Genomic DNA, 25575 nt, shown 5'->3' with positions numbered 1-25575 from the left:
ACCGGACAGTGCGCTATGACTGGCTGGGACAATATCTATTTTCATCACTGGATGAATTACAGCAGTATGCAACGGAATGGCAGTGGTTTTATAATCACGAAAGGCCCAATATGGCACTGGGTGGATACACACCAAAGCAGCATATATTACGTGCTGCGTAAACTCTACTTATGACCTCCGCTAAAAATGGAAGGATTACCCTGCAGGCAAACCCGAAGTTCAGCGTGATTTATCAGCCAGTTTACTCGCCGTGGGTGAACCATGTTGAGCGATTATGGCAGGCGCTTCACGACACGGTAACCCGCAACCACCAGTGCCGTTCAATGTGGCAGTTGCTGAGAAAGGTTCATCGCTTTATGGAAACCGTCAGTCCATTCCCCGGCGGGAAACATGGACTGGCAAAAGTGTAGCGGTATTCAGCGCAGCTATTTAGAATTTTATCAGCTTAGGTTCTGGGGTTTTAGATGGCGACTTTCAGTCGTAGTAGTTTTCCGTTAGGAAAACTTAGTTTTTCTTGGAGCATTCCCCCCCCTCCCCCCATGCGAAAATAAAAATCGCTAAAGAGATAGAGAAAGGAAAAAAGAATGCTCATTGCGCTTTGATTACTCAAAAAGTATTCAAACCGTTTCCAGTCTGATACTCCCCCCCGCGACCCGCGCAAACCTTACCATGATCTTTTAAGCGCTTCTCGTTTTACTAAAGAAGCTATAACGCTTTATAAATTTTAGGTAAGGCGATTCAGGCTGACAACATCGCTCCCGGTTAACCGCTGTCTACAATAACTCGATCTTCACCATCACTTGAGGGACCTTCGTATGATCGCACCTGATACAATAGGTTTTAACGTTATTGTTTTTGAGAACTAAAAAGGATTCTGAAAATGGTATTTAAAAGACTTGTAAAAAGCTAAGGTTTAGATTTGACAAATATGAAAAGATTATTTAATACTTTATTATATTTGTAATCACGTTATTCCTCTAACTGATTACAAGACTTAAAAAAGTCAGCGAAAACTTTTTTAGTCCTTAAAAAGTCAGATTTAATATCTGGCTTTTTTTGTATCTTTACTTTTTATAGATCTTATATTTTAATAGTCAATAGGAAGAGAGGAAATATTTCACAAAATCATTATTGATAGCAAACCTAATAAAGGTCAGATATAAATCTGACCTTTTGCTTAAGCTATTAATATTATTCATATAAAATCTCTAAACGCTATAAATCCATTTTGAGCTATTTTATTTTTACATATAACAAATCATAATGGCCTCTGTATGCATGCACATTATATTTATTCTAACCTCTTCAAAATCTATATATCTATGCTGACTTTGATCAATGCTCTTCTTCGTTTTATCAATAATCTCATCGTAAACGGTTTCCATATAGTATTTGTCAGTAAATAGATCGAATACTTCATTAGCAGGCTTCGCGAGTACTTTCTTGGTAAAGCGAGAGTATTCTAACAATGCTGTAAGTTCTGCTGAGTTCTGACTATTACATTTATTTTCTTTTTTCATTTTTGGTTCCTTATTTAATCGTTAAGTAAATATCCCCCTACACTTTCATGTATTATTTAATAGGGATTGTTATATTTTATATTGCTTTTACATACTACCCATATATTATTATGCTGCTGTATTGCGTGATGAATAGATCAGTTGTTCAATCCATTCATCAATCTCACTTTCAATAAAGGCACAGGCTCTTATTCCAATCTTAATCGGCTTAGGAAAATCACCCTTACTAATAAGCCTATAGATCCATGCTTTGCTAAATCCTGTTTTATTCATCACTTCTGGCAAGCGAATAAGTTTTCTTGTTGTCATATATTTCTCCGTTGTTGTTTTGATGAATGTAGTATCTTCAGATCGCTTATGACGTTCAACCCTCGGAAAATCAGAATTGAACTCGAATTGAGTGTTTTTTAAACAAAAACAGATGAAATGGCGGGAGAGCTGTCACTGGGCGGGGTGTAGAGTGATTTAGCAATAAGTGCTATTTATTTTGCTGTTTTAAGGTATTTTATAATTTTCATATTAATCAATTAGTTAATAAATGTCAGTTTAAATTCTGACTTAATTCTTATCTGCTTTAGCCAAGAAAAAGGGCTATGCCCGTTAAGACATAGCCCTTCTTTCATCAGCAGTTATCCTTACCCACGCCGATTAAACGCTCCCTGCACCACACTACTTCCGTTCTCAAGGCTTACCATGTAGTCGGCATACCATTGCAGCATCTCACGTCTGCCGTCGAGGTATTGCGCATGGTTGTAGGTGCCACGGATAGCATTCTTATCAACATGCGCCAGTTGGGTTTCAATCCATGCGGTGTTGTAGCCCTGTTCATGAAGAACGGTGCTCATGGTATGACGGAAGCCGTGACCCGTAACCCGGCCTGTATAGCCAATTCGCTTAAATACCTGATTGATACTGGCTTCGCTCATGGTCTTACTTAGGTCATTGCGTCCCGGAAACAGTAAAGGAAATTGCCCCGTCATTGCTCTGATCTGTTCGATAATGGCTAACGCTTGGGTAGATAGCGGGATGATATGAGGGCGGCGCATTTTCATGCGTTCAGCAGAAATTTCCCATAGCGCTTTCTTGGTATCGATTTCAGACCATAACGCACCGCGCAATTCACCTGTTCTCAGGCCAGTAATGATCAGCAATCTCGCTGCCAGCACCATCAATTCACTGCCAGAGTAGCCAGCAAGGGCTTTAAAGAAAGCAGGAAGCTCTTCAGTGGTCAGGAACGGGTAATGTGTAGACTCATGCCCTTGCATGGCACTGGTGAGATCTGGCGCGGGATTATACTCGGCTCTGCCTGTCACGATGGCATAGCGAAACACTTCGCCGCAGCGTTGACGCACTTTCTTGGCTTTCTCGGTCGCGCCTCGGTCTTCCATCTTTTTCAGCACGTTTAGCAATTCCAGCGGCTTAATGTCTGCAACAGGGCGTTGACCAATGAACGGGAAAACGTCTTTGTTAAAAGCTTCAAGAATGTCAGAGGCATATCCCGCAGACCATTTCTTCACTTTCATGCTGTGCCATTCGAGAGCAATTTGCTGAAAGGTGTTTTTGACTTCTTCAATGTGGGCTTGTTTGCTTTCTTGCTTAAACGCACTCGGATCAACGCCATTAACCAGCAGCTTTTTAGCATCATCTCTTTTGCTTCTGGCATCGGCTAAGGTAATGGTCGGGTAGACGCCAAACACCACACGTTTTTCTTTACCTGCGATACGGTATTTCATGCGCCAGCTTTTGGTGCCGTTCGGGAACACCTCCATATACATGCCACCACCATCCGCCATCTTGTAGGGTTTATCTTTGGGCTTGGCAGTCTCGACCTGTCTGGCATTGAGCTTCATCTGGGGGTATCTCCTTTATACCGAACAGCGAATACCCCCACCGATACCCCCAACTCAGCGTAGATTTCTGTGAACGTGAGTAGACGAGCAGAGACAATAAGGGCCGTGAAACCGCGTATTATAAGGGTTTTAAGGGTGTTTGAGTAGACTTAGGGAGACGTTAAAATAGATAGGATGGTGCCGATAATAGGAGTCGAACCTACGACCTTCGCATTACGAATGCGCTGCTCTACCAACTGAGCTATATCGGCTTTGCTGGGATCGTCTCTGCGGATGAGTGACGATGAACTACGGGGTGACAAACTAGTGAAAACGGGAAGCTAAGTCAAGTCCTGCGCATCCGTCTGCCGATTTTATAAGCACCTTGTTTTAAATAAAGATTCCCGCTGCTGGTTTGCAGTATAACAGGCGGGAATCCTATAACTTTCCGCTTTATAACCCGCCGGTTACGGCCGACAGAGATCGTCGCCGTAGCCAACCCATTTATAAGTGGTCAACGCTTCCAGTCCCATCGGGCCGCGCGCATGTAGTTTTTGCGTGCTGACAGCCACTTCGGCGCCCAGGCCGAACTGGCCGCCGTCAGTGAAGCGGGTGCTGGCGTTAACATAGACCGCCGAGGAGTCCACCTCGCGCACGAAGCGGTCGGCATTGCTCAGCGAGCGGGTCAGAATGGCGTCTGAGTGCTGCGTGCCGTGCCGACGGATATGCTCCACCGCCGCCGCCAGATCGTCGACCAGCACGACGTTGAGGTCGAGTGAGAGCCATTCGTCATCGTAGTCCGCCGCCTGTACCGGCACCACGTTGGCCGGGCCGGCCTGCAGATACGGCAGCGCCTGCGGGCTGGCGTGCAGCGTCACGCCCTTTTGCTGCATGCGCTGGCTGAGCGCCGGCAGGAATTCGGCGGCTATCGCCTGATGCACCAGCAGGGTTTCCACCGTGTTGCAGGTGCTGGGGCGCTGCGTTTTGGCGTTTTCGATAACGTTAAGCGCTTTGTCAAAGTCGATGCTGTCATCGGCGAAGATGTGGCATACGCCGATGCCGCCGGTAATGACCGGGATGGTCGACTGTTCGCGGCACAGTTTGTGTAAGCCGGCGCCGCCGCGCGGGATCAACATATCCACGTAGCGATCAAGTTTGAGCAGTTGGTTGACCAGCGCGCGATCCGGGCTTTCAATCGCCTGCACCGCGGCGGCGGGCAAACCGCAGCGGGCCAGCGCCTGCTGGATGACCTTTACCGTGGCGGCATTGGTGCGGCAGGTTTCTTTACCGCCGCGCAGAATGACCGCGTTGCCGGTTTTCAGGCACAACGAGGCGACATCCACGGTAACGTTAGGACGCGCTTCATAAATCACGCCGACCACGCCGAGCGGCACGCGGCGGCGCGCAAGCTGCAGACCGCTGTCCAGAGTGCGGCCGTCGATCACTTCGCCCACCGGATCGGTCAAGCGGCAAACCTGGCGCACGTCGCCGGCTATCGCCGTCAGGCGCTCAGGGGTGAGCTGCAGGCGGTCAAGCAGCGCATCGCTCATGCCCGCCTCTCTGGCCTGCGTCAGGTCCAGCGCGTTGGCCGCCAGAATGTCGGCGCTTTCCGCTTCCAGCAGATCCGCAATGGCCTGAAGCGCATGATTCTTCTGCGCCGAGCTGAGAGCGGCGAGCTGCCAGGATGCCTGTTTCGCCGCTTTACCCATCTGTTCCAGCATATGCGTTCCTTAATTAATAATCATATCGTCACGATGGACGGCCACCGGACCGTATTCATAGCCGAGGATGTCGGCGATCTGCTGAGAGTGGTGCCCGGCGATCATACGCAGCGCATCGCTGTTGTAGCGCGTGACGGCATGCGCCACGTCGCGGCCGCTCAGGCTGCGCACGCGGATCACTTCGCCGCGCGAGAAGTCGCCGGTGACGGCGCGAATGCCTTTCGGCAGCAGCGAACTGCCGCATTCGACAATCGCCTTCAGCGCGCCGTCGTCCACGGTGATTTCGCCGGCCGGCGGCGCGCCGAAGATCCAGCGTTTGCGATTTTCCAGCGGCGCTTCCAGCGCGTGGAAGCGCGTCCCGACCGAGACATCCGCCACCACGTCCGCAATCACGCCCGGCCGGCTGCCGGCGGCAATCACCACATCAATGCCGGCGCGGCAGGCCACGTCCGCCGCCTGCAGTTTGGTCGACATGCCGCCGGTGCCGAGACCGGAGACGCTGTCGCCCGCCACGCTGCGCAGCGCATCGCTGATGCTGCTGACTTCGCGGATCAGCTCCGCATCCGGATTGCTGCGCGGGTCGGCGGTGTACAGCCCGGCCTGGTCGGTCAACAGCAGCAGTTTATCGGCGCCGGCGAGAATGGCGGCCAGCGCCGACAGGTTATCGTTGTCGCCGACTTTAATTTCCGCCGTGGCGACAGCGTCGTTTTCATTAATGACCGGCACAATGCGGCTATCCAGCAACGCGTGCAGCGTGTCGCGCGCGTTGAGAAAGCGTTCGCGGTCTTCCAGATCGGCGCGCGTCAGCAACATCTGGCCGATATGGATGCCATAAATGGAAAACATCTGCTCCCACAGCTGAATGAGGCGGCTCTGCCCCACAGCCGCCAGCAGTTGTTTCGAGGCGATCGTCGCCGGGAGTTCCGGATAGTCGAGATGTTCACGTCCGGCGGCAATCGCCCCGGAAGTCACTATCACAATGCGGTGCCCCGCCGCGTGCTGCTGCGCGCACTGACGCACCAGCTCCACAATATGCGCGCGGTTCAGGCGGCGCGAACCGCCCGTCAATACGCTGGTGCCCAGTTTCACAACCAGGGTCTGGCTGCCACTCATAATTTTTCTGCCGTTGGTGTTAATCAAAAAAGAATTTATACAGGGTGTCGTAACCGGAGACGGGCGCTATCCCCGTCACTGTTCAGGCGGCGGACGCGCCGGCACGCCGCCTTCCGCAGACCGCCGGATCGATCAATGCGAGGAGGATGGCGCCTGCTCCGTCAGAGTATACGCGGGATCCATTTTGTTCAGTAGTGCTTCCAGCCGTTCGTGAAAGCTCAGGCGGGCGGCTTCCACTTTTTCCCGCACCGCGGCGTCTTTGATTTTCTCTTCGCGCCAGTCGCCGGCCTTATCGTACAGACCGAAATGATACGAGCCGGTTGCCTGCTGATCTTCGATACGCAGTTCCAGCCACCAGCCCCAAAACTCGCGTTTTTCCGGCGCCGGCTTAACGTTGACGCAGACCGCCAGACAATCAAAAAAGAAATAATTGCTTTCGCACTGCCCTTCGCGCAGGTAGGGCCCTAAGGCGGCAAAACTCTTTATCAACCTGATCTTAGGGTGTCCATTTGCTAACATCATTCACTCAATCTCCACAAGGTAAATACTATTTCTGGCAAACCAGGGGGATTTGTCAATAAATCAGGCCAATTTAACCTGTAGCCAGCGGCTGATTTTCTGCAGCGCCTGCTGGAATCCCTGGTACAACGGCGGGGCATTCACCTGTAGCATCTCGCCCTGAGCGGAAGAGCTGGCGATAAGGCAAGACTCCTCTTTCGGGCTGAGCACGTCGTTTTCCCAGTAGCCGGTCATCATCGGCGTCGAACAACGCCGGCCCAGCAGGCCCTGGGTCTTTAACGAATAGCAGCCCAGCTCGGTTTTCAGCACGGCGTCCGCCGAATCCGGCATGCCCAGCCGGCTGGCCAGCACATCCATATACATGTCCGGCACCTGCTGCTGACGCTGCGCGTCGCTCAGCAGATGATGCACCACCGGCCCCACGCAGGCCACGGCCCGCAGACGCGGCGCTTCCAGATAGGCCAGCCGCACCGCGATATTGGCGCCGAAGCGGAAACCGAATGCGGCCACGCGCAAATGATCGACCCAGGGAATATCAGGCAGCGCTTTGAGTACCTGCTGATGCAGGTAGCTGGAATCCTGGCTTAGCTTCCAGCGGGAAGAGAAGCCGACCGAAGGTACATCGATAGTCAGCATGGCGATGCCCGCCGGCGCCAGATAATCGTGGAAAAAGCGGTTGTAGTCGCTTTGCAGCATGTCCAGGCTGCCGCAGATCAGAACGGTCGGATACGGCCCGCCTTCGTCGTCGCCCGGCAGATGCAGAAAACCGGTCAGCGACGCGCCGTCGACAGGAAAAGTCAATATTTTCAGTTCATAGGAAAGGTAGTTAGCCGCTTCTTCGTATGCGCGGTTGGCCAGCGTCTGCGCCTGCTCTGCCAGCTCATCCCCTTTCAGGTGAGGATAAGCGGCGATGCTATACAGATTAGCCGCCCTGAGCCAGCACTGCCCGGCGTCTTCCGACTCCGGCAAATCTGTCGCTCGCTGCTGCCACTGCATGCCCTGCTTAACCCACTCATAAATCCAGTTCCCGCTGCGGTAGCCCACCACGGTATCCAGCAAATGGCTGTCGCTGCGCTCCGCCTGGCTGATGGCGATACGCGCCAGCACCTCTTCGATCTCCAACGGGCTGACCCCGCGCCAGATCCACATCAGCCGGTTGATCATGCGATACCAACTGTGGACCGTTTTCCCTTCCAGCGCCGAGTGCATACCGCCGTCGGGCTGTAAAGAGCGCGCACGCCTGACCAGCGTCGATGTTTCCTGGTGTTTGAACGAGGGTTTAAACAGAGTTTCGCTCAGATTGGCTCGAGCCACTGCGGCCTCCATTAATCATCGCCCGACAAGGGCGGAGCATAGCAAGACACAGAGTGTACCTAACTATTCGGACGGAAAACAAACCGGGATCTCGCTGAGGCGAATAAAACAAACGCCCGGCGAACAAAACGGGCGTTGACGCGGGTCATCGGGCAGACCGAAAACGTGATGCGCGCCGCAGTTGTCCGGCCATCGGGAGGCGTCAGGCCGGGGTCGCATCGGGCGCCGGACGAATCTGACGCCCCGTCGTTTGGGTTTATCCAGTCCGCCCGGATCCGCTCGCCGTCATCATCCCGCACGCGACGGGGACGGATATCGTTAGCGACAGCGTGCCAGCGGCGCGCTTATCGATTGGCCAGCGGCGGCACAAACGCCACGCCCATATCCCAGGGCTGCTCGATCCAGGTATTTTGCGGAATATCGATGATATAGTCGTCGACCAGCGGCCGGCCGGCGGGCTTGGCGAAGATAGTCACAAAATGCGCCTTCGGGTACATATCGCGGATGGCTTTGGCGGTGCCGCCGGTATCGACCAGATCGTCCACCACGATGAACCCTTCGCCGTCTCCCTCAGCGCGTTTCAGAACTTTCATTGCCCGCTGATTATCATGGTCGTAACTGGAAATGCACACGGTATCCACGTGGCGAATGCCCAGCTCACGCGCCAGCAAAGCGGCCGGCACCAGCCCGCCGCGGCTGACTGCGATAATGCCCTGCCATTGTTCAGACGGCAGTAAACGCTGCGCCAGCTTACGCGCGTGAATTTGCAACATATCCCAGGTAACGACGTATTTTTCACTCATAAATAATATCCCGGCCAAATGGAAGTGGCTTAATCAGAGTCTGAGGGGGAAAAAGGTTGCGCGAGATTATAGATTTACAGGGGCATAAAAACCAGCGTTGATGCGAACAATCGCTCGCTTTCAACCGGCGGCGCGCCGTTTCGGCTGCGCCGCCGGTTCATTGACGCGCGGACGCCGATCGACACCGCGCGTTCCCGGCGGACAGTCCGGCTACTCGCCCTGCGACAGCCGGATCGATTTATGCGTACTGGCCCGCACCGCCTGCATAACCGCCGCGCGAAATCCCTTATCCTCCAGCACGCCGACGCCTTCGATAGTGGTGCCGCCGGGCGAGCAGACATTGTCCTTCAGTTCCCCCGGATGCAGCCCCGTTTCCAGCACCATTTTAGCCGAGCCCAACACCGTCTGCGCCGCGAACTGATAGGCCTGTTTGCGCGGCAGGCCGCCGGCCACCGCCGCATCGGCCATCGCTTCGATCAGCATAAACACAAAGGCCGGCGCCGAGCCGCTCACGCCGGTAACGGCATGAATCTGGTACTCCGGCACGCGCTCGTAGCGGCCGATGCTGCTAAACAGGCGGGCCACCTGAGAAAATTCGTCCGGCGTGACGTGCTGATTGGGCGTCAGCGAACAGATCGCCTCCCGCACCAGCGCCGGCGTATTCGGCATCACGCGCACCACTTTTTTATCCGGCCCCACCACCGCGCTGATAGCGTCGAGCGTAATGCCCGCCGCAATAGAGATCAGTATCTGCCGCGGTTTGAGCACCCCGGCGATCTCGCCCAGCGATGTGCGGATCACGTCCGGCTTAACCGCCAGAAAAATGATATCGCACTGCTGCGCCAGCTGCGCCGAGCCGTCGGCGGTCAGAACGCCATGCTGACGCGCCAGCTCGTCGGTGATTTCCGTGCGAATGTCATAGCCGACAATCTGCCGCGCCTTTACTATCTGGCTGGAAAGCAGGCCCAGCAGTATCGCTTTGCCCATATTGCCGCAGCCAATAAAACCTATTTTGTTGGTCATAAACCGTCCCGAATCCACACCACGATAACCGCAATAAATCCGTCCCCGCACTGGCCGCCGCACCGCATTCCCCGGATTACCCCGCCGGGGAGACGTTCATCAGCCGCCGGCAGCCGCAAGGCGAACATCAGACAAACTGGTATTCCCCGTCGCCAATCCGCAGGCTGGAACCCGCCAGCTCAGGATGGTCGGTGCGCAGCTGGATGGCCGACAGCCGGTTCAGCGAACCATGCCGGAAGATAAACCGCTGTCCTTCTTCGCCGATAAGCAGGCGAGCGGGATCCTGCGGATCGCGCGCCAGACCGAACAGCTGCTGCCAGTGCGCCGCCACCGCCTGCGGCTGTTCAACGTCGAACAACGCCGCGGCCATGGTGACCGCGCCGGCCGGATGAGGACGGTCAAGACCGCGCTGCCGCAGCAGTTTCAGACGCTCTTCGTCAGGATTGCCCCACTGGATAATGAATGGATAAGCCACGCCCTGGTAGCTGCCGTCAATGGTGAAAATGCGCCACTCGATTAAGTTGCCCTGCGCGTCATGACGCTTGCCGTCAAGAATCGGCGAAAGCGACAGACCCTGACGCGCCAGCGTCGCGTGGGTCGCATCGATATCGGCGCTGCGCAGCGCCACCCGATTGAGCACCTGATGCGCCGGCAGCAGTTTGAGCGCATCGCGCGACAGTAGAAATGAATCCTGCACCTCGGCCAGTTTATCCGCATCGTAAATGCTGAGAAACTCAATATAGGTCAGGCCAAAGTAGCTCAGCGCATTATGCGTGCCCCAGTCCGGATGCACTCCGCCGCGCACCGCCAGCAGTTGATGGCCGGTAAACGCCGTAATGGCCTCGTCCGGGTTATTTACATAATGCACCGCATGATCCCACAATAAATTTGCCATATCTGTTCCTGTGTTTGATTTAATTCGTTTTTATGTCCGCCATAATATGCCATACGGCGGCTGCGTGGCCGCGCCCGATTATCCAGCCCCTTCCCGGCCGTTCCCTGAAGGCGACGCTGCTGGCTATCGTCGCCAGTCGGATTTTCGCCCGCCCCCGTCAGGGTATCGGCTCGTTCGCCTGCCGCTTTGCCGCCCCGGTTTATTCAGGATATATCCCTTCCTGCTTCAGGCTGCAGGTGGGTTGGTTTGGTTATTCGCGCCCTTCATCGGGTTCGCCCTTGCAGAGCCGCCGCCAGCGGCGCTCAACCCCTGTAGAAAAATTTGTATTTAACATCAATCAGTTAATACTGAAGACGTCGGGGGTTAATGAGCGACATTCCGCCTCTCATCGAAGCTCAGCCATTGGCTAAACCAATTCGTCGCCGACGAATTGGTCGCGGCGTCACCGTCTGCCTGCCACTTGAATTAGGTTGGGTATCGCGCGATCCATCCCAGCATTAGAAATTCAATTACCCCGATTTCTTAATGCTTTTTTTAGCTTAACTTAGCTAAAAAAATCACTAATAAAACCCCCTGTTGTATATTCTAATTCGCTGATGTCATAGAACAAATTAACATTTCCATCACGATAATATCTGCCTTTAACTTCGTTGTTGTCCGAACCTTTTTCTTTTTTAAACAGGGAACGCTATGAATATCACCCGCAGACGTTTGCTTATTTCCTCCAGCGCGCTGGCCGCCTCGCTGCCGTTTAGTTCATTTCTGTCGGCGGCGACGACCGCTAAAGGCGGCGGCGCGGCCGGCGCGCCGGTTCAGGGCGGTACGCTGAGCGTCCATATCGCGGCCGAGCAGCGTATCCTCAACCCGGCGCTGCGCGCCTCCACCGGCGTCTATATCGTCACCAGTAAAATCATTGAGTCGCTGGTGGATCTGGACGCGCAGGGAAATATCGTTCCACAGCTGGCCACCGAATGGCACACCACGCCGGACGGTAAAACCATTACATTCAAACTGCGCGAACAGGTGAAATGGCACGACGGTCAGCCGTTTACCGCCAGAGACGTACAATATAACGCGCTGGAGCTGTGGAAAAAGCAGTTGAATTACAGTACGGCGCTACAGCAGCATCTGGAGAGCGTCGATACGCCGGACGACCATACCGCCGTGTTCCACTACTCGCGTCCGATGCCCATCGAACTGCTGCTGCGCGCGCTGGCCGATCTGGGCTACGTGGTGCCGCGCCACGTTTATGAAAATAGCAACGTGCTGGAAAATCCGGCCAATACCGCGCCCATCGGTACCGGCCCGTTCAAATTCGTTCAGTATGAACGCGGTCAGTACATTATCGCCACCCGCAACCCGGACTACTGGCGTAAGGATCAGCCCTATATTGAGCGCATCCTGTGGCGCATCATCACCGATAAATCCGCCGCCACCGCGGCGCTGGAAACCGGCCAGTTGCAGCTCAGCGCTTACTCGCAGATCTCGCTGGCCGATCTGGATCGGCTGAAAAACCACCCCGATTTCGAGGTCACGTCAAAAGGCTCGGAAGCCAACGTGTTTAATAACACGCTGGAGTTCAACTTCCGCCGTAAAGAGATTGCCGACGTGCGCGTCAGGCGTGCGATCGCGCACGCCATCGATATTCCATTCTTTATTGAAAACTTTCTCTACGGCCAGGGTAAACCGGCAACCGGCATCATCCCGTCGATCTCCAGCAAATTCTACCCGGCCGACAGTAAGCAGCCCTACCCGTTCGACCGGCAGAAAGCGGAAGCCCTGCTGGACGAGGCCGGCTACCGCCGCGCGTCCAACGGCCAGCGCTTTAAGCTGAAGCTGGTGCCGATCACCAACGGCGAGGACGTCACGCTGTTCGCCACCTTTATTCAGCAATCGCTGGCGGAGATCGGCATCGGGGTTGAGATCACCAACTACGATTACGCCGGCTCGCTGTCCGCCGTCTACAAAGAACACAATTTCGATATCGCCACCGGCTGGCACCAATACCGCGGCGATCCGGCGGTGTCGACCACCGTCTGGCTGCGTTCCGGCAGTCCGGCCGGCGCGCCCTGGACCAATCAGTACGGCTGGCAGTCCGATACCATCGATAAACTGATCGACGACGCGGCGTCGGAAATCGATCCGCAAAAACGCCGGGCGCTGTACGCCCAACTGGTGCAGGAAGCCAACGAGCAATTCCCGGTCTGGTTCGCGATTGAGCGTCAGTTCTACAGCGTGGTGAACAAAAAACTGAAAAACGCGCTCAACAACGCCCGCTGGCCGTCCAGCAGCTGGCACGACGCCTGGCTGGAGGGCTAAGCGCCATGAGATTGCTGGTGCTCAGCGCACGGCGTCTGGCCGCGGCCGTTCCGGCGCTGCTGATTATTCTGGTCGGGCTCTTTTTGCTGTTGCAGTTCGCACCGGGCGATACCGTCGATGCGCTGGTGGCGCAGATGGGCGGCGGCGACCCGACCATGATCGAAGAACTGCGCCGCTACTATGCGCTCGATCAGTCCACGGCCGTACGGCTGGGCGACTACCTGTGGCGCCTGGTCCATCTCGATCTGGGCCAGTCCGCCATTTACGGCAAACCGGTGGCGGAGGTGATCCTGGAGCGCCTGCCGGTCACGCTGTTGCTGATGGGCTCCTCGCTGGCGCTGGCCGTCGCGGCGGGTATGGCGCTGGGGATCATCGCCGCGCGCCGGGTTAACCGCTGGCCGGATACGTTGATTTCGCTGCTCGGGCTGATTTTTTATTCCACGCCGTCCTTCTGGTTCGGTCTGATGGGGATCTTTCTGTTTTCCATCTATCTAGACTGGCTGCCCTCCGGCGGGTTCGAGACCCTCGCCAGCGGCCTGAGCGGCTGGGCGCGCTGGCTGGATATCGCCCATCATCTGGTGCTGCCGACCCTGACGCTGACGCTGATCTTTCTCGCCATTTATTTACGCATCATGCGCGCTTCGATGCTTGAAGTGGCCACGCTCGATTTTGTGCGCACCGCGCGGGCCAAAGGGCTGGGCGAAACCCGCATCGTGGTGCGGCATATCCTGCGCAATGCGCTGCTGCCGCTGGTGACGCTGATTGGCCTGCAGGCCGGCACCATGCTGGGCGGCTCGGTGGTGGTGGAAAGCGTATTCGCCCTGCCGGGTCTGGGCCGCCTTGCCTATGAATCCGTGATGCAGCGCGATCTCAATACGCTGCTCGGCGTGGTGTTCGTCTCCGCCCTGCTGGTTATTGCGATTAACTTTCTGGTCGACCTGCTGTACGCAAGGCTGGACCCGCGCATTTCAGGTGAACAGTAATGAGACAGTTTTTAACGCGTTACGCACGCAGTCCGACCGCGCTATTCGGTCTGATTTTGCTGCTGCTGGCGATCGGCATGGCGCTGACCGCCGATCTGTTTTTTCCCGAGAATCCGCTGCGCCTGGCCGGACGGCCGCTGCAGTGGCCGCTGCAGAATCCCCGTTTTCTGCTGGGCACCGATCAGACCGGACGCGATATCGCCGCGCAGATTTTTCACGGCGCGCGAATTTCGCTGACCATCGGACTGGTCGCTACGGTGATCGCCGTCGCCATCGGCATTGTGGTCGGCGCGCTGGCGGGATTTTACGGCGGAATCATCGACGATATCCTGATGCGGGTGACCGAAGCGTTCCAGATCCTGCCGAATTTCCTGCTGTTGCTGGTGCTGGTGGCGGTATTCGGTTCAACGCTGCCCACCGTGATTGTCGCGATAGGCATCGTCTCCTGGCCGCCCGCCGCCCGTCTGACGCGCGCGGAGTTTATGTCGCTGCGCAATCGGGAATTTATCCAGGCCGTGCGCTCGTTGGGCATGCGCGATATGCCGATCGTGTTTCGTGAGATCCTGCCCAATGCGCTGCCGCCGATCGTGGTCTACGCCAGCGTGATTATGGCGATCGCCATCCTGCTGGAAAGCGCGCTGGCGTTTCTCAATCTTTCCGATCCCAATGTGCCGTCATGGGGCAATCTGATTGGCGCCGGGCGCAGCGTACTGCGCCAGGAGTGGTACGTATCGGCCATTCCGGGCCTCGCCATTTTACTTACCGTGTTATCCGTCTCTCTGGTCGGCCAGGGACTGAACGATGCGCTCAACCCGAGGCTGAAAAACCGATGAATCCGCTGTTATCGATCAACAATCTGAGCGTCGCCCTGCCGGAGGACGCCGATCGCCCGTGGGCGTTGCGCCACGTCTCGCTCGAGCTGTTCCCGAACGAGATCCTGTGCGTGGTGGGAGAAAGCGGTTCGGGCAAATCGATGACCGCCAGCGCCATTATGGGGCTGCTGCCCGAACGGGTGCGGCCGAAGGAAGGCAGTATCGCGTTTGACGGACGCGATCTGCTGTCGCTGGACGAGAACGAACTGCGCCAGATACGCGGGGCGCGCATCGGCATGATTTTTCAGGAGCCGATGACCGCGCTCAATCCGCTGCATACCGTCGGCGATCAGGTGGCGGAAATGTTTTACACCCACCGACCGGAACTGTCGCGGCGCGACGTCATGGCCCGGGTGCAACGGCTGCTGGCCGACGTCCAGATACCGGAACCGCAGGCGACCGCCCGCGCCTACCCGCACCAGCTTTCCGGCGGCCAGCGCCAGCGCGTGATGATCGCGATGGCGCTGGCGCTGGAGCCTTTGGTGCTGATCGCCGACGAGCCGACCACCGCGCTGGACGTCACCACCCAGGCCCAGATCCTGCAGCTGATCCGCCAGCTGCAGCAGCGACGCGGCACATCGGTGCTGTTTATCACCCACGATTTCGGCGTGGTGGCGGAAATCGCCGATCGGGTGGCGGTGATGCAGCACGGCCAGTTGGTGGAACAGGGACCGGCCAGCCGCGTGCTCTACAGCCCGCTGCACGAGTATACCCGCTCGCTGATTGCCGCCGTACCGTCGCTGCATCCGGCGGTGGCGCGCACGGCGGAGAATAACGCGCCGATCCTGACGCTAAAACACCTCAATAAGACCTTTCGCCAGTCCGGCTGGCTTAACCGGCACCGACGCGTAACCCCGGCCGTGCAGGACGTCAGTCTGGAACTGCCGCAGGGCAGCACGCTGGGCATCGTGGGCGAGAGCGGTTCGGGCAAGTCGACGCTCGCACGCTGTATCGTCCGATTATATCGGCCGGACAGCGGCGAAATCCTGTTTTCCGGCCGCGATCTGACCCGGCTGAAACCGCAGGAGCTGAGGGAACAAAGCCGCTATATCCAGATGGTGTTTCAGGATCCCTTCGCCTCGCTGAATCCGCGCCAGAAGGTGGGGGAAATCGTCGCCAAAGGGCTGCTGGTCCACGGCACGCCGCGTGCGGAGGCGCTGGAAAAAGTGAAAGCGATCTTCGCGCTGGTCGGGCTGGACGCCGGCGCCATCCAGCGTTATCCGCACGAGTTTTCCGGCGGCCAGCGCCAGCGCATCGGCCTGGCGCGGGCGCTGGCGATGGAGCCGCACATTCTGGTCGCCGACGAACCGGTATCGGCGCTGGACGTCTCGGTGCAGGCGCAGGTGCTGGCGCTGCTGGCCGATCTGCGCGCGCGGCTCGGGCTGTCGTTGATCTTTATCACCCACGATCTGCGCGTCGCCGCGCAAATTTGCGATCGCATTATCGTCATGCAGGGCGGACGCATCGTCGAGCAGGGATTGACCCGCGAGGTGTTCCGCCATCCGCAGCATGACTATACCCGCCAGTTGCTCAGCGCCATCCCCGGCCGAGAATGGCAGTCCCCCGCGGCCTGAGACGCCTGTTTTGCGTCGCGGCCTGCCCGTCGGCGAACGGAAGTGATATTCTGTACTTATCGCGCCACCCTGCGTGGCGGATATTCACTTCGACCGGCGCGCCTACGCTGCAACGTGCCAGAAATTTGCCGCAACAGGAGACTTTATAGTGTCTGAATTGTCCCAGCTTTCACCACAGCCGCTGTGGGATATTTTCGCCAGGATCTGCGCCATTCCCCACCCGTCGTTCCATGAGGACGCCTTAGCCAGCCATATCATGGCGTGGGCGGGAGAAAAAAACCTGTATGCCGAACGCGATCGGGCGGGCAATATCCTGCTACGGAAACCCGCCACCGCCGGACTGGAGCACCTGAAGCCGGTGGTGCTGCAGGCCCATCTCGATATGGTGCCGCAAAAAAACAACGATTCCGAACACGACTTCACCCGCGATCCGATTCAGCCGTGGATCGACGGCGAATGGGTTAAAGCGCGAGGCACCACGTTGGGCGCGGATAACGGCATCGGCATGGCTTCCGCGCTGGCGGTGCTGGCCGATGAGCGCGTCGAACACGGCCCGCTCGAAGTGTTGCTGACCATGACGGAAGAAGCCGGGATGGACGGCGCCTTCGCGCTACAGCCGGGCTGGCTGCAGGGCGAGATACTGATTAACACCGATTCCGAAGAAGAGGGCGAAGTCTACATGGGGTGCGCCGGCGGTATCGACGTGATCACCTCACTGCCGCTGCAGCGCGAGCCGCTGCCCGCCGGCTATCAGGTTTTCAAACTGACGCTGAAAGGCCTGAAGGGCGGTCACTCCGGCGCGGAAATTCATTTGGGGCTGGGCAACGCCAACAAGTTACTGGCCCGCTTCCTGTTCGCCCAGGCCGACAGTCTGGACCTGCGCCTGATCGATCTGCACGGCGGCACGCTGCGCAACGCCATCCCGCGCGAGGCCTTCGCCACGCTGGCGCTGCCGATCGCCAACGCCGGGCAGCTTAAAACGCGCAGCCAGGCGTATCTGGCGGTGCTGAGCAACGAGCTGGCCGCGCGGGAAAAAAATCTGGCCTTCACGCTGGAAGAGTTCGGCAGCCAGACGCAACCGCTGACGGCGAGCAGCCGCAACCGCCTGCTGGCGCTGCTTAACGCCACGCCCAACGGCGTGATTCGGATGAGCGACGAAGTGAAAGGCGTGGTGGAAACCTCGCTGAATCTCGGCGTAGTGACCATGAGCGACAGCCACGCGGAAGCCATCTGCCTGATCCGCTCGCTGATCGACAGCGGCAAGGAATACGTGGTCGACATGCTGACCGCCGTCGGCCAGTTGGCCGGCGCCGAAGTCAGGCCCAAAGGCGGTTATCCCGGCTGGCAGCCGGATGCCCATTCACCGATCATGCAGGTGGTGCGGGAAACCTACCAGAAACTGTTCGGCAAAACGCCGAATATTCAGGTGATCCACGCCGGACTGGAGTGCGGGCTGTTTAAGAAACCCTATCCCGAAATGGATATGGTATCGATCGGGCCGACCATTACCGGGCCGCATTCACCGGATGAGCAGGTGCATATCGCCAGCGTCGGCCACTACTGGCAGTTGCTGACCGCGCTGCTCAAGGCTATCCCGCCGCGCGCCTGATTCCGGCCGGCGATGATAACGGCGGGGCGCCCCGCCGTTGGTATTGGCTTGCCGCCAATGCGCCCCTGCCGTTACGGTTCCCAGTTCAGCAGCAACTGCCGCTCAATTTGCGGATCCTGCAGCGTAACGTGCAGGCCAACCAGCCGCACGCCGCGAGCTTTACGGCGCTGCTCCCACGTCTGGCGCGCCAGTTGCAGCAGGTCTTGTTGATTAAGCTCCGGCCAGACGTGCTCTTGGGTGGTCTGCTGAAAATCGTCGAACTTCAGCTTCACCCCCTGACGGGCAATGTGCAAATCCGGCTTAACCCGCTTTAGCCGCCGTTCAAGCTCCTGATACAGCTGGACAATCAGCGATTCGCATTCGCGCCAGTGATAAATATCCTGCGCCAGCGTCTTTTCCACCCCGACCGATTTACGCAGCCGATCGGGCGAAACCTGCCGCTCATCAACGCCGTGGCACCGCTCCCACAGCACGCGGCCGAATTTGCCGAATGTCTTCAGTAAGGCGGCCAGATCGTAACGCCTTACATCGGCGCAGGTATGTAGCCCTTTTTCCGCCAGCCGCTGTGCCGTCACCTTGCCGACGCCGGGGATCTTCTCCAGCGGCAGCGCCAGCAGGAAAGCCTCCATCCGCTCCGGCGTAATCACAAACTGCCCGTCCGGTTTATTCTGCTCGGAAGCCACCTTCGCCAGAAATTTTATCGGCGCCACGCCCGCCGAGGCGGTAAGATTGAGTTCGGCGCTGATCGTCTGGCGTATCTCCTGCGCCATCAATGTAGCTGAACCATTGCAGTGCGCGCTGTCCGTTACGTCGAGGTAGGCTTCGTCCAGCGAAAGCGGTTCAATCAGCGAGGTATAGCGGGCGAAAATCTGCCGTATTTGCTGCGATGCGGCTTTATAGACCTCCATCCGCCCCGGCAGCAGGATCAGATGAGGGCACAAACGCAGCGCGGTGGCGGTGGCCATTGCGCTATGCACGCCGTAACGGCGGGCCGGGTAGTTGGCCGTGCTGATCACGCCTCGCCTGTCGGCGCTGCCGCCTATCGCCAGCGGAATATCGCGCAAACGCGGATTATCGCGCATCTCAATGGCCGCGTAGAAGCAATCCATATCAACATGAATGATTTTTCGCATTGCCGCCCTTATCAGCTGCCGGTCTGCCTCTTACTGGCCATATGCCGGTCCGCGCCATGTTCTCACGGCGCCCGTCAAGCGCAGGGACGGCGTCTGGCGCGAGCCGGGCCGCGCAGCAATAGAGGATAAAAAATACTGGATAAGTATACAGCCAAAAGAACAAATCTCAAGATCGAACGACGCGCCGCGCCGCGTTCTTTCATCCGGCCCGATGTTCAGGGCGGATAAGGCGAGACGGAATCCGGCCAGACGCGCGCTCTGTTCAGCGGCTTCGCGCCGCGATTAACCCTTATTTTTTTCGGATAATGAGAATAAAATCATCCTGCAGGGATAGCTCGTTAGCCTCCCCTGCGCCCCACCGTTTTTTAAGTTTTGACATAGCGCGCGACTTTCCTTAGATTCGTAGCGCCTGTACGCCTCATTCTGCTCTGTCAGACAGATTGATTCTGACGGATGCCGGGGGACGGATGCCCGCGAATCTGCACGAGAAATGAAATCCGCGCTCCCCGCAGCAAGAATGGATATCAAACTGTTAACGGACTAACCCTGATGAACAATCGTATCACCGCATACCTTCCGATGGAGGGCTTGCTATTCTGGAAGCTATCCGGCCGGGAAGCCCTGTCCGAATCCTTTGAATTGAAAGTCACCCTGCTGAGCCGCGATGCCCGCATCGATCGCCACGCCCTGCTCGGCCAGCCGCTGACGCTGTCCATCCCGCTGCAGACCCTCTCTGGATTCGCCCTGCTGGCGTCGGATCAAAGCCTCAGTTCTCAACGCTACCTCAACGGCAAAATCACCCGCATGGCGGTCAAGAGCCAGGAATTGGGCGGCATGCGCTATGCCGTGTACGAGTTGACCATCGAACCCGACCTGTGGCCGATGAAGCGCGATCGCGACCTGCGCATCTTCCAGAACCAGACGGTGCCGCAGATCGTGCATACCCTGCTGAGCGAATATCAGGTCGAGGTAGAGGATCTGCTGGCCGGCAGCTATCGGGTATGGGAATACTGCGTACAGTATCAGGAGAGCAGCTTCGACTTTATCAGCCGTCTGATGGAACTGGAGGGGATTTACTACTACTTCCGCCACGAACAGGACCGGCACGTAATGGTGCTGATGGACGCGGCTCAGCAGCATCAGCCCTTCGGCGGTTATGAAAGCATTCCCTATCACGTGACGCCCTCCGGCGGCAGCACCAGCGAAGAAGGGATTGGCCAGTGGGCTCTGGAGGATCAGGTCACGCCGGGCATCTACAGTCTGGACGATTACGACTTCCGCAAACCCAACGCCTGGCTGTTTCAGGCGCGGCAGAATCCGGCCTCGCCGGCGCCCGGTCAGATTGACGTCTATGACTGGCCGGGACGTTTTACCGAACACGATCACGGCGAGTTTTACGCACGCATCCGCCAGCAGGTGTGGCAGGTGCAGCACCGCCAGATCAGCGCGACCGGCACCGCGATCGGCATTGCGCCAGGCTATACCTTCACCCTGCGCAACGCGCCGTTCCTCAGCGACAACGGCGAATATCTGACCATCGCGGCGGAATATGATTTTGAGGAAAACCGCTACGCCAGCGGCAGCGACGGCAGCACCAGGCACCGCATCAACTTTCGCGTTCTGCCGTCCGATGTGACGTTCCGCGCGGAACCGCGCACGCCGTGGCCGAAGACCAACGGTCCGCAGACGGCGAAAGTGGTCGGCCCGCATGGGCAATCCATCTGGACCGATAAATACGGCCGCATCAAGCTGAAATTCCACTGGGACCGGATGGCGAAGGGCGACGACACCAGCTCCTGCTGGGTACGCGTCTCCAGCGCCTGGGCCGGTCAGGGCTTCGGCGGCGTGCAGATCCCGCGCGTCGGCGACGAAGTGGTGGTGGACTTTATCAATGGCGATCCGGATCGCCCCATCATCACCGGCCGGGTGTACAACGAGGCCAGCATGCCGCCGTGGCCGCTGCCGGCCGCCGCCACCCAGATGGGCTTCATGAGCCGCTCCAAAGACGGCACGCCGGATAACGCCAACGCCCTGCGCTTCGAGGACAAAGCCGGTCAGGAGCAGGTATGGATCCAGGCCGAACGCGATCTGGACACCATCGTTAAAAACGACGCCACCCATATTGTCGGCGGTTCGCAAACGGTGTGCGTTAATCAGGACTACAGCGGCGCCGTGTTGGGCGCCTACAAAAAACAGATCCAGATGAATCGTAATGATCTGGTCGGCGGCGAATATGAACAGAGAACCCAGGGAAAGATTAAATTATCTTCCGCCAGCGGCATCCAGCTGTTCAGCGGCAAAAGCAGCGTGGATATCGACGCGAACGGCACGATAACCATCCAGTGCGAAAACATCATCATTAACGCTAAATCCACCGGGCAAATCAATACCGGCGGCACGCTTGATTTAAATATCAATAAGGTCTCTCAATCCGCCGCCCCCACCCCAACGCCGGAGCAAATTATCGCTGAGGTCAACGAGGCATTTGGCAAAGACCAGGGAGAGAGTCAGTCATGAATCAGCAAACGGAATATATCCTGTCCGAAGGGCGCCTGACGTTACCGGAAGCGGTGCAGGATCAGAGCGTCACCATCCTCAAACTGCCGCACGCCGGAGCATCGCTGGTCATCACCCGCGCCTGGGACGTGCCGGCCGGCCAGGAGGAGCAGTATCTGCGTCAGCAACTGGTGAAAGTAAAACGCGATATGAGGAAATTCATTGCGCAGGACCCCCTGGACGCCCAACTGGGCGAACTGCCGGCGCGCGAGGTGGACTTTCGCTTTGAAAACCAAAGCGTGCAGATATATCAGAAACTGCTGGTGACGCGTCTCGACGGCCATCTGCTGGCGATGGCGCTAAGCCGCTGCGCGCCATTTGACGAGGCCGCGCTGGCGCTCTGGCAGTCGATTAAAACCGGCTTTGCGGCGCATCCGCCCAAAGACGCGTAACCCGTGGCCGCAGACCTGACCGCCGCGTCGGCGGCCCGCGGGTGCCGGCGCGGCCGGTGAGTCCCGACGGACTGGCTGGTGCAGCAAATACTGACCGACGGCGACGCCGCGCCGGCGGACAAATACGGCGGCGCATGTGGGGCTACAACGCAGCCGGCAGTCTGACGCAGGGTATCTCCGGCCGCCAGGCGGAGCGTTTTTACCACGACGCGGCGGGCAACCGCACGGACTCGCCGGATGCGACGGCGTGGCGCGGCCTGCTGCAGCGTCTGGGGCGAAACAGAATATAAAAGCCGGCCCGGCCGGCTGAACGGCCGGCGAAATCTGCGTTTTCAGGGGCAGTGGCTTGAGCGGGAAACCGTCCTGCATTACAACCTGTACAGGTATTACGACCCGCAGTGCGGGCGGTTTACTCAGGCGAAGCCGATTGGGCTGGCGAGTGAGTTGAATCAGTATGTTTACGTTCCAAACCTGCTTAGCTGGATAGCGCCCTTAGGCCTTGCTGGTTGTAATATCAATCGCGCAGTTAAAGATGCTCAATCCGGGAAGGATGTGACTGTTAGTTCTTTCAAAGAGGCTGATCAGATCATCATATGGTGCACGTTCTGACTTTCAAAAATTTGCTGGCTCGGGAAATAACCCGCCAGTAAAAACATCTCGTCAGAAGAAAAAGTTAAATGACTATCTTCTGAAAAGGGGAATGCTGCGGTTTATCATAAAGGTTATCAGTTTAATAAAGATGGTACTTTTGCGGGTCATGAAGCGTTCCCCGATGGTCTCCCCCATAGAACCATCCCCCATATCAACGTTTCGCCCCCAGGCGGAAGCAAGGTTACTATTTATACAGGCGGCAATTTATGATTGATATTATTGAGTATATTGATAAAAAGAAAAAAGATCTAAGTCGTAATGGAGCATCTTTACAGGAGCTTCAGAAGCTGGATTTTTTAAAAAAGATCACTGTATTTATATCAACTCATCAGTTTGATAACAATATAGACAGCATAATTCAAATTGCGGATGAAAACACCGGATATTCGGAATATAGGATTATGAACGACTATGAATCAGACAATAAAAACCTGTGGGTAGAATATGACAATGGAAATATCACACTGACTCCCGGCGATATATTGATAAAACTGCAGTGATTTCGTTTCAATTATATAACCGATCGGAAAGATAGAAATCCCCCCGTTTTTTTATTATCTATACTCTACATAATTCGAGTGCAGGAAAGCGGCAAGAGAGCGGCTCCCGATGAGCGGACTCAAGTCAGTGATTCGGAGGAGAGAACCTAAATAGCTATATGGACACCGACCCAGTGCAAGCACGGGCAGCTCTTTTTCTGACAAAAGTAGTCACACACATATATCCGGCTTCGTGAGCCCTGATGAACATCCGTACTCTCTGGCCTCATTATCGCAATGGCCTGATATGACCGGGTTATTTGCCAGATTTACAGAGAGCCGGTTCTACCTGTCAGTACATCAATGCTTTAGACTTCTTATAAATCAGACTGTTACCTGAAAATATAATCCGTTCTCTGGTTTACCAGAGCCCAGGCCACCCGGGCATTTTCGTTCGCCAGCGCCACAACGGCCTTATTTTTACCCCACTCCGGGTAATAATACCCTTCAGCCACCTCTGGAAGGCGTTACAACGCTCATCCGGGAGGTTAACCTTACGATAAAACCACGGAGCGGGCACCATGGATAAGCAAGCCGCGCAGATAACCATCGCCACGCTTCGTTATTCCCAGGCGTCTGGTTTTAGCGCCGCTGCTGTGCTCACCGGGCACTCATCCCGGATAACGGGAAAAATGCCGGCCATTATTAAAATCCCTGCAGTCACCCAGCGCTATAGTCAGTGCCAATGCGCCCGGTGGCCCGATACCCGGAATATTTTCCGGCCGGAGTGTATCTTCGTTTTGTGCACTCATCTGCTTCAGGCGTGCATCGAGCGTTTTAATGCGTTGCTGATAGTCCTGAGGTTCCAGCGACATCTCCTGGGCTACGCACGAAAAATAGAGTCAGAAAAACACCTGACAGGTAAGATATTCACGCAGCGACTTGAGCGGCATAATCTTCATTTCCGAATTCATCTTAAACGTCTGGCAGGGAAAATAACCTGCTTTCCCGTTCATTTGAAATACATGGAAAAGTCATCGGCGCTTAAATTGAAAAACATCATGACAACCTGTTTGACGTCATAACCACAAAAAAGCGACGCTACCGATGTCGAACGTATCATTGCGCATATGTTTATCAACAGATAAAGCGGTTCCCCACAATATCAATACACCCTTTCTTCCGGCAGCAACGCCGTCGCCTCAACGACCCGCCCGCTGCCGATCAACGCGTGGATATCGAAAGCACGCTCGCTAATATCGGAAATATTCACGATCCATTTACTGACGTAATCAGCTACGGCTTCATTGCGCAACCCGATTTGAATCGTTCGGTAAGGCAGTTTATTCAGGTGGATATCTCTTTCCGGATCCCACTGGATCACCACGTTAGCCTGCTGTATTTTCTTTTTCCACTCGTCGGCGTCTTCAGCCGCGCCAGGGGCGGCGTGATGGCTGATGACGCCCTGACCGACGATTTGCTTAAATCCTTCATGAGTAAGATCGACAGCCAGAATCCTGTGTTGTCCGGGATCTTTCATTCCCCAGCCGGCACGATACATCATCCATAAAAACGACGGCTTTATCCATGTCATCCTGGTCATACTGAACGGCGGCGAGACGAAGGTTCCATGGGCAAGCGCGCTGTCGGCGATCGCATCGGAATAGGCCTGATAGACCCGGATAAAATCTTTGGTATAAAAGGCCCGAATCTGCCGTTCTGGCGTTAATCTACTACTGACTGGCATTATTTCTTCCTCTGTATTCCTGCTGCGGGTTGCCGATGCTCGGGCTTTATCCCGGTCATACCTCAGGCTGCAGGTGCGTGGGCCGCCGACACTCGCCCGAATCGCTTATTCGCGTAAGCCCATCGGGATTCCTTCACTTGCCGCCCTGCCGCAACCCGAATTATTTAGCCTGTATCGCCCGTTCATCCCTGGATTACCTCCATTCGCAGCCGCTCTGCCGCAGCGAATCATCCCGTGAAATAGAATATATAAATCAATGCGGTCAGGGCTACCGCTAAATCCCGGGTTTACAAAATACGCCGCTGCTGTTCCAGTTTACGCCGGCGGGCCGCGTCTTTCTCCAGCCGTTTCTTGCGTGCGTCGCACGGTTCCGGGCATTCGCACACCTTTTCCACGCCCAGCGCGCCAATACCGCCACAGCTGCCCTGCAGACTTTGACGTTTCACGATGTAGCCAACCGACATACCGGCCACAATCAGCAGGAAAAAAACAAAAGAGGCGATAAAGACCGTGAGCATGGCTC

The 25575-nt window shown here is 56.5% G+C and carries 24 protein-coding genes, 1 tRNA gene and 3 pseudogenes; 13 read left to right on the top strand and 15 right to left on the bottom strand.

The window, feature by feature from the left end; genetic code table 11:
* Positions 1-161, top strand: a 161-nt coding sequence (locus tag FJU30_RS04760) for an integrase core domain-containing protein (protein WP_150433409.1), incomplete at its 5' end; no start/stop codon positions are given.
* A gap of 39 nt (positions 162-200) precedes the next feature.
* Positions 201-410 (top strand): annotated as a pseudogene (locus tag FJU30_RS04755) (IS630 family transposase); the annotation flags it as partial.
* An 834-nt stretch (positions 411-1244) separates the two neighbouring features.
* Here FJU30_RS04755 and FJU30_RS04750 read toward each other — a convergent pair.
* From FJU30_RS04750 to FJU30_RS04700, 11 genes are all read right to left on the bottom strand, one after another.
* Positions 1245-1520, bottom strand: coding sequence for a hypothetical protein (locus FJU30_RS04750; RefSeq protein WP_097514318.1), 276 nt, complete (start codon positions 1518-1520; stop codon positions 1245-1247).
* Positions 1521-1628: 108 nt separating this feature from the next.
* Positions 1629-1829 carry a helix-turn-helix transcriptional regulator gene (locus FJU30_RS04745; protein ID WP_097514319.1) on the bottom strand — a complete coding sequence of 67 codons (201 nt, stop codon included), beginning with the start codon at positions 1827-1829 and terminating at the stop codon, positions 1629-1631.
* 326 nt (positions 1830-2155) lie between these two features.
* Positions 2156-3370: a tyrosine-type recombinase/integrase gene (locus tag FJU30_RS04740; protein WP_150433410.1), complete on the bottom strand. Its 1215-nt coding sequence runs from the start codon at positions 3368-3370 to the stop codon at positions 2156-2158.
* Between the two features lie 175 nt (positions 3371-3545).
* Positions 3546-3621: transfer RNA gene (locus FJU30_RS04735), tRNA-Thr, on the bottom strand.
* A 195-nt stretch (positions 3622-3816) separates the two neighbouring features.
* Entirely contained in the window at positions 3817-5070 is a 1254-nt protein-coding gene (gene proA, locus FJU30_RS04730; RefSeq protein WP_150433411.1) for a glutamate-5-semialdehyde dehydrogenase, read from the bottom strand.
* Positions 5071-5079: 9 nt separating this feature from the next.
* A complete protein-coding gene (gene proB / locus FJU30_RS04725; RefSeq protein WP_150433412.1) occupies positions 5080-6183 on the bottom strand; it encodes a glutamate 5-kinase in 1104 nt (367 codons plus the stop codon).
* A gap of 132 nt (positions 6184-6315) precedes the next feature.
* Positions 6316-6705: a sigma factor-binding protein Crl gene (crl, locus tag FJU30_RS04720; RefSeq protein WP_150433413.1), complete on the bottom strand. Its 390-nt coding sequence runs from the start codon at positions 6703-6705 to the stop codon at positions 6316-6318.
* A gap of 60 nt (positions 6706-6765) precedes the next feature.
* Entirely contained in the window at positions 6766-8016 is a 1251-nt protein-coding gene (gene frsA / locus FJU30_RS04715) for an esterase FrsA (protein WP_150433414.1), read from the bottom strand.
* 344 nt (positions 8017-8360) lie between these two features.
* A complete protein-coding gene (gene gpt, locus FJU30_RS04710) occupies positions 8361-8819 on the bottom strand; it encodes a xanthine phosphoribosyltransferase (protein WP_150433415.1) in 459 nt (152 codons plus the stop codon).
* Positions 8820-9029: 210 nt separating this feature from the next.
* Positions 9030-9842, bottom strand: a complete 813-nt coding sequence (gene proC / locus FJU30_RS04705) for a pyrroline-5-carboxylate reductase (RefSeq protein ID WP_150433416.1) — start codon at positions 9840-9842, stop codon at positions 9030-9032.
* Between the two features lie 127 nt (positions 9843-9969).
* Positions 9970-10737 (bottom strand): VOC family protein, encoded by a 768-nt coding sequence (locus FJU30_RS04700; RefSeq protein ID WP_150433417.1) that lies wholly within the window; start codon positions 10735-10737, stop codon positions 9970-9972.
* A gap of 690 nt (positions 10738-11427) precedes the next feature.
* Here FJU30_RS04700 and FJU30_RS04695 point away from each other — a divergent pair.
* The 5 genes from FJU30_RS04695 (at position 11428) to pepD (ending at position 18094) form a co-directional block, all read left to right on the top strand.
* Positions 11428-13056, top strand: a complete 1629-nt coding sequence (locus FJU30_RS04695) for an ABC transporter substrate-binding protein (protein ID WP_150433418.1) — start codon at positions 11428-11430, stop codon at positions 13054-13056.
* Positions 13057-13061: 5 nt separating this feature from the next.
* Complete coding sequence (locus FJU30_RS04690) at positions 13062-14039, top strand: ABC transporter permease (protein ID WP_150433419.1); 978 nt, start codon at positions 13062-13064, stop codon at positions 14037-14039.
* A complete protein-coding gene (locus FJU30_RS04685; RefSeq protein WP_150433420.1) occupies positions 14039-14872 on the top strand; it encodes an ABC transporter permease in 834 nt (277 codons plus the stop codon). Before FJU30_RS04690 ends, FJU30_RS04685 begins: the two co-directional genes overlap by 1 nt.
* Positions 14869-16485 (top strand): ABC transporter ATP-binding protein, encoded by a 1617-nt coding sequence (locus tag FJU30_RS04680; RefSeq protein WP_150433421.1) that lies wholly within the window; start codon positions 14869-14871, stop codon positions 16483-16485. The genes FJU30_RS04685 and FJU30_RS04680 overlap by 4 nt, the downstream gene beginning before the upstream one ends.
* Positions 16486-16633: 148 nt before the next feature.
* On the top strand, positions 16634-18094 hold the full coding sequence (gene pepD, locus FJU30_RS04675; RefSeq protein ID WP_150433422.1) for a beta-Ala-His dipeptidase: 1461 nt from the start codon (positions 16634-16636) through the stop codon (positions 18092-18094).
* Between the two features lie 71 nt (positions 18095-18165).
* On the opposite strand, the gene dinB is transcribed toward pepD, so the two are convergent.
* Positions 18166-19227 (bottom strand): DNA polymerase IV, encoded by a 1062-nt coding sequence (gene dinB, locus FJU30_RS04670; RefSeq protein WP_150433423.1) that lies wholly within the window; start codon positions 19225-19227, stop codon positions 18166-18168.
* 549 nt (positions 19228-19776) lie between these two features.
* Between dinB and FJU30_RS04665 the strand changes: the two genes are divergently transcribed.
* The 5 genes from FJU30_RS04665 to FJU30_RS04650 all read left to right on the top strand — a co-directional run bounded on the left by FJU30_RS04665 (position 19777) and on the right by FJU30_RS04650 (position 23326).
* The gene (locus tag FJU30_RS04665; RefSeq protein ID WP_150433424.1) at positions 19777-21744 is read left to right on the top strand and encodes a type VI secretion system Vgr family protein; all 1968 of its coding nucleotides are present in this window, start codon (positions 19777-19779) and stop codon (positions 21742-21744) included.
* On the top strand, positions 21741-22175 hold the full coding sequence (locus FJU30_RS04660; protein WP_150433425.1) for a DcrB-related protein: 435 nt from the start codon (positions 21741-21743) through the stop codon (positions 22173-22175). The genes FJU30_RS04665 and FJU30_RS04660 overlap by 4 nt, the downstream gene beginning before the upstream one ends.
* Positions 22176-22309: 134 nt before the next feature.
* Positions 22310-22465, top strand: a complete 156-nt coding sequence (locus tag FJU30_RS27590) for a hypothetical protein (RefSeq protein WP_395858497.1) — start codon at positions 22310-22312, stop codon at positions 22463-22465.
* Positions 22413-22784: an RHS repeat-associated core domain-containing protein gene (locus tag FJU30_RS27020; protein WP_395858498.1), complete on the top strand. Its 372-nt coding sequence runs from the start codon at positions 22413-22415 to the stop codon at positions 22782-22784. The genes FJU30_RS27590 and FJU30_RS27020 overlap by 53 nt, the downstream gene beginning before the upstream one ends.
* A gap of 248 nt (positions 22785-23032) precedes the next feature.
* Positions 23033-23326: a hypothetical protein gene (locus FJU30_RS04650; protein WP_150433426.1), complete on the top strand. Its 294-nt coding sequence runs from the start codon at positions 23033-23035 to the stop codon at positions 23324-23326.
* 371 nt (positions 23327-23697) lie between these two features.
* Here the strand turns inward: FJU30_RS04650 and FJU30_RS27710 are convergent.
* Positions 23698-23982 (bottom strand): annotated as a pseudogene (locus FJU30_RS27710) (transposase); the annotation flags it as partial.
* A gap of 228 nt (positions 23983-24210) precedes the next feature.
* On the opposite strand from FJU30_RS27710, the pseudogene FJU30_RS27010 reads away from it, so the two are divergent.
* Positions 24211-24353, top strand: a pseudogene (locus FJU30_RS27010) (IS1 family transposase); the annotation flags it as partial.
* Positions 24354-24470: 117 nt separating this feature from the next.
* Here FJU30_RS27010 and FJU30_RS04635 read toward each other — a convergent pair.
* The gene (locus FJU30_RS04635) at positions 24471-25052 is read right to left on the bottom strand and encodes a DUF4291 domain-containing protein (RefSeq protein WP_150433427.1); all 582 of its coding nucleotides are present in this window, start codon (positions 25050-25052) and stop codon (positions 24471-24473) included.
* A 287-nt stretch (positions 25053-25339) separates the two neighbouring features.
* Positions 25340-25570, bottom strand: coding sequence for a (Na+)-NQR maturation NqrM (nqrM, locus tag FJU30_RS04630; RefSeq protein WP_150433428.1), 231 nt, complete (start codon positions 25568-25570; stop codon positions 25340-25342).
* Positions 25571-25575: the final 5 nt, after the last annotated feature.

This window comes from Affinibrenneria salicis, assembly GCF_008710095.1.
Note: the sequence above shows the minus strand (reverse complement) of the source record. Positions and strands in the feature narration are given on the sequence as shown.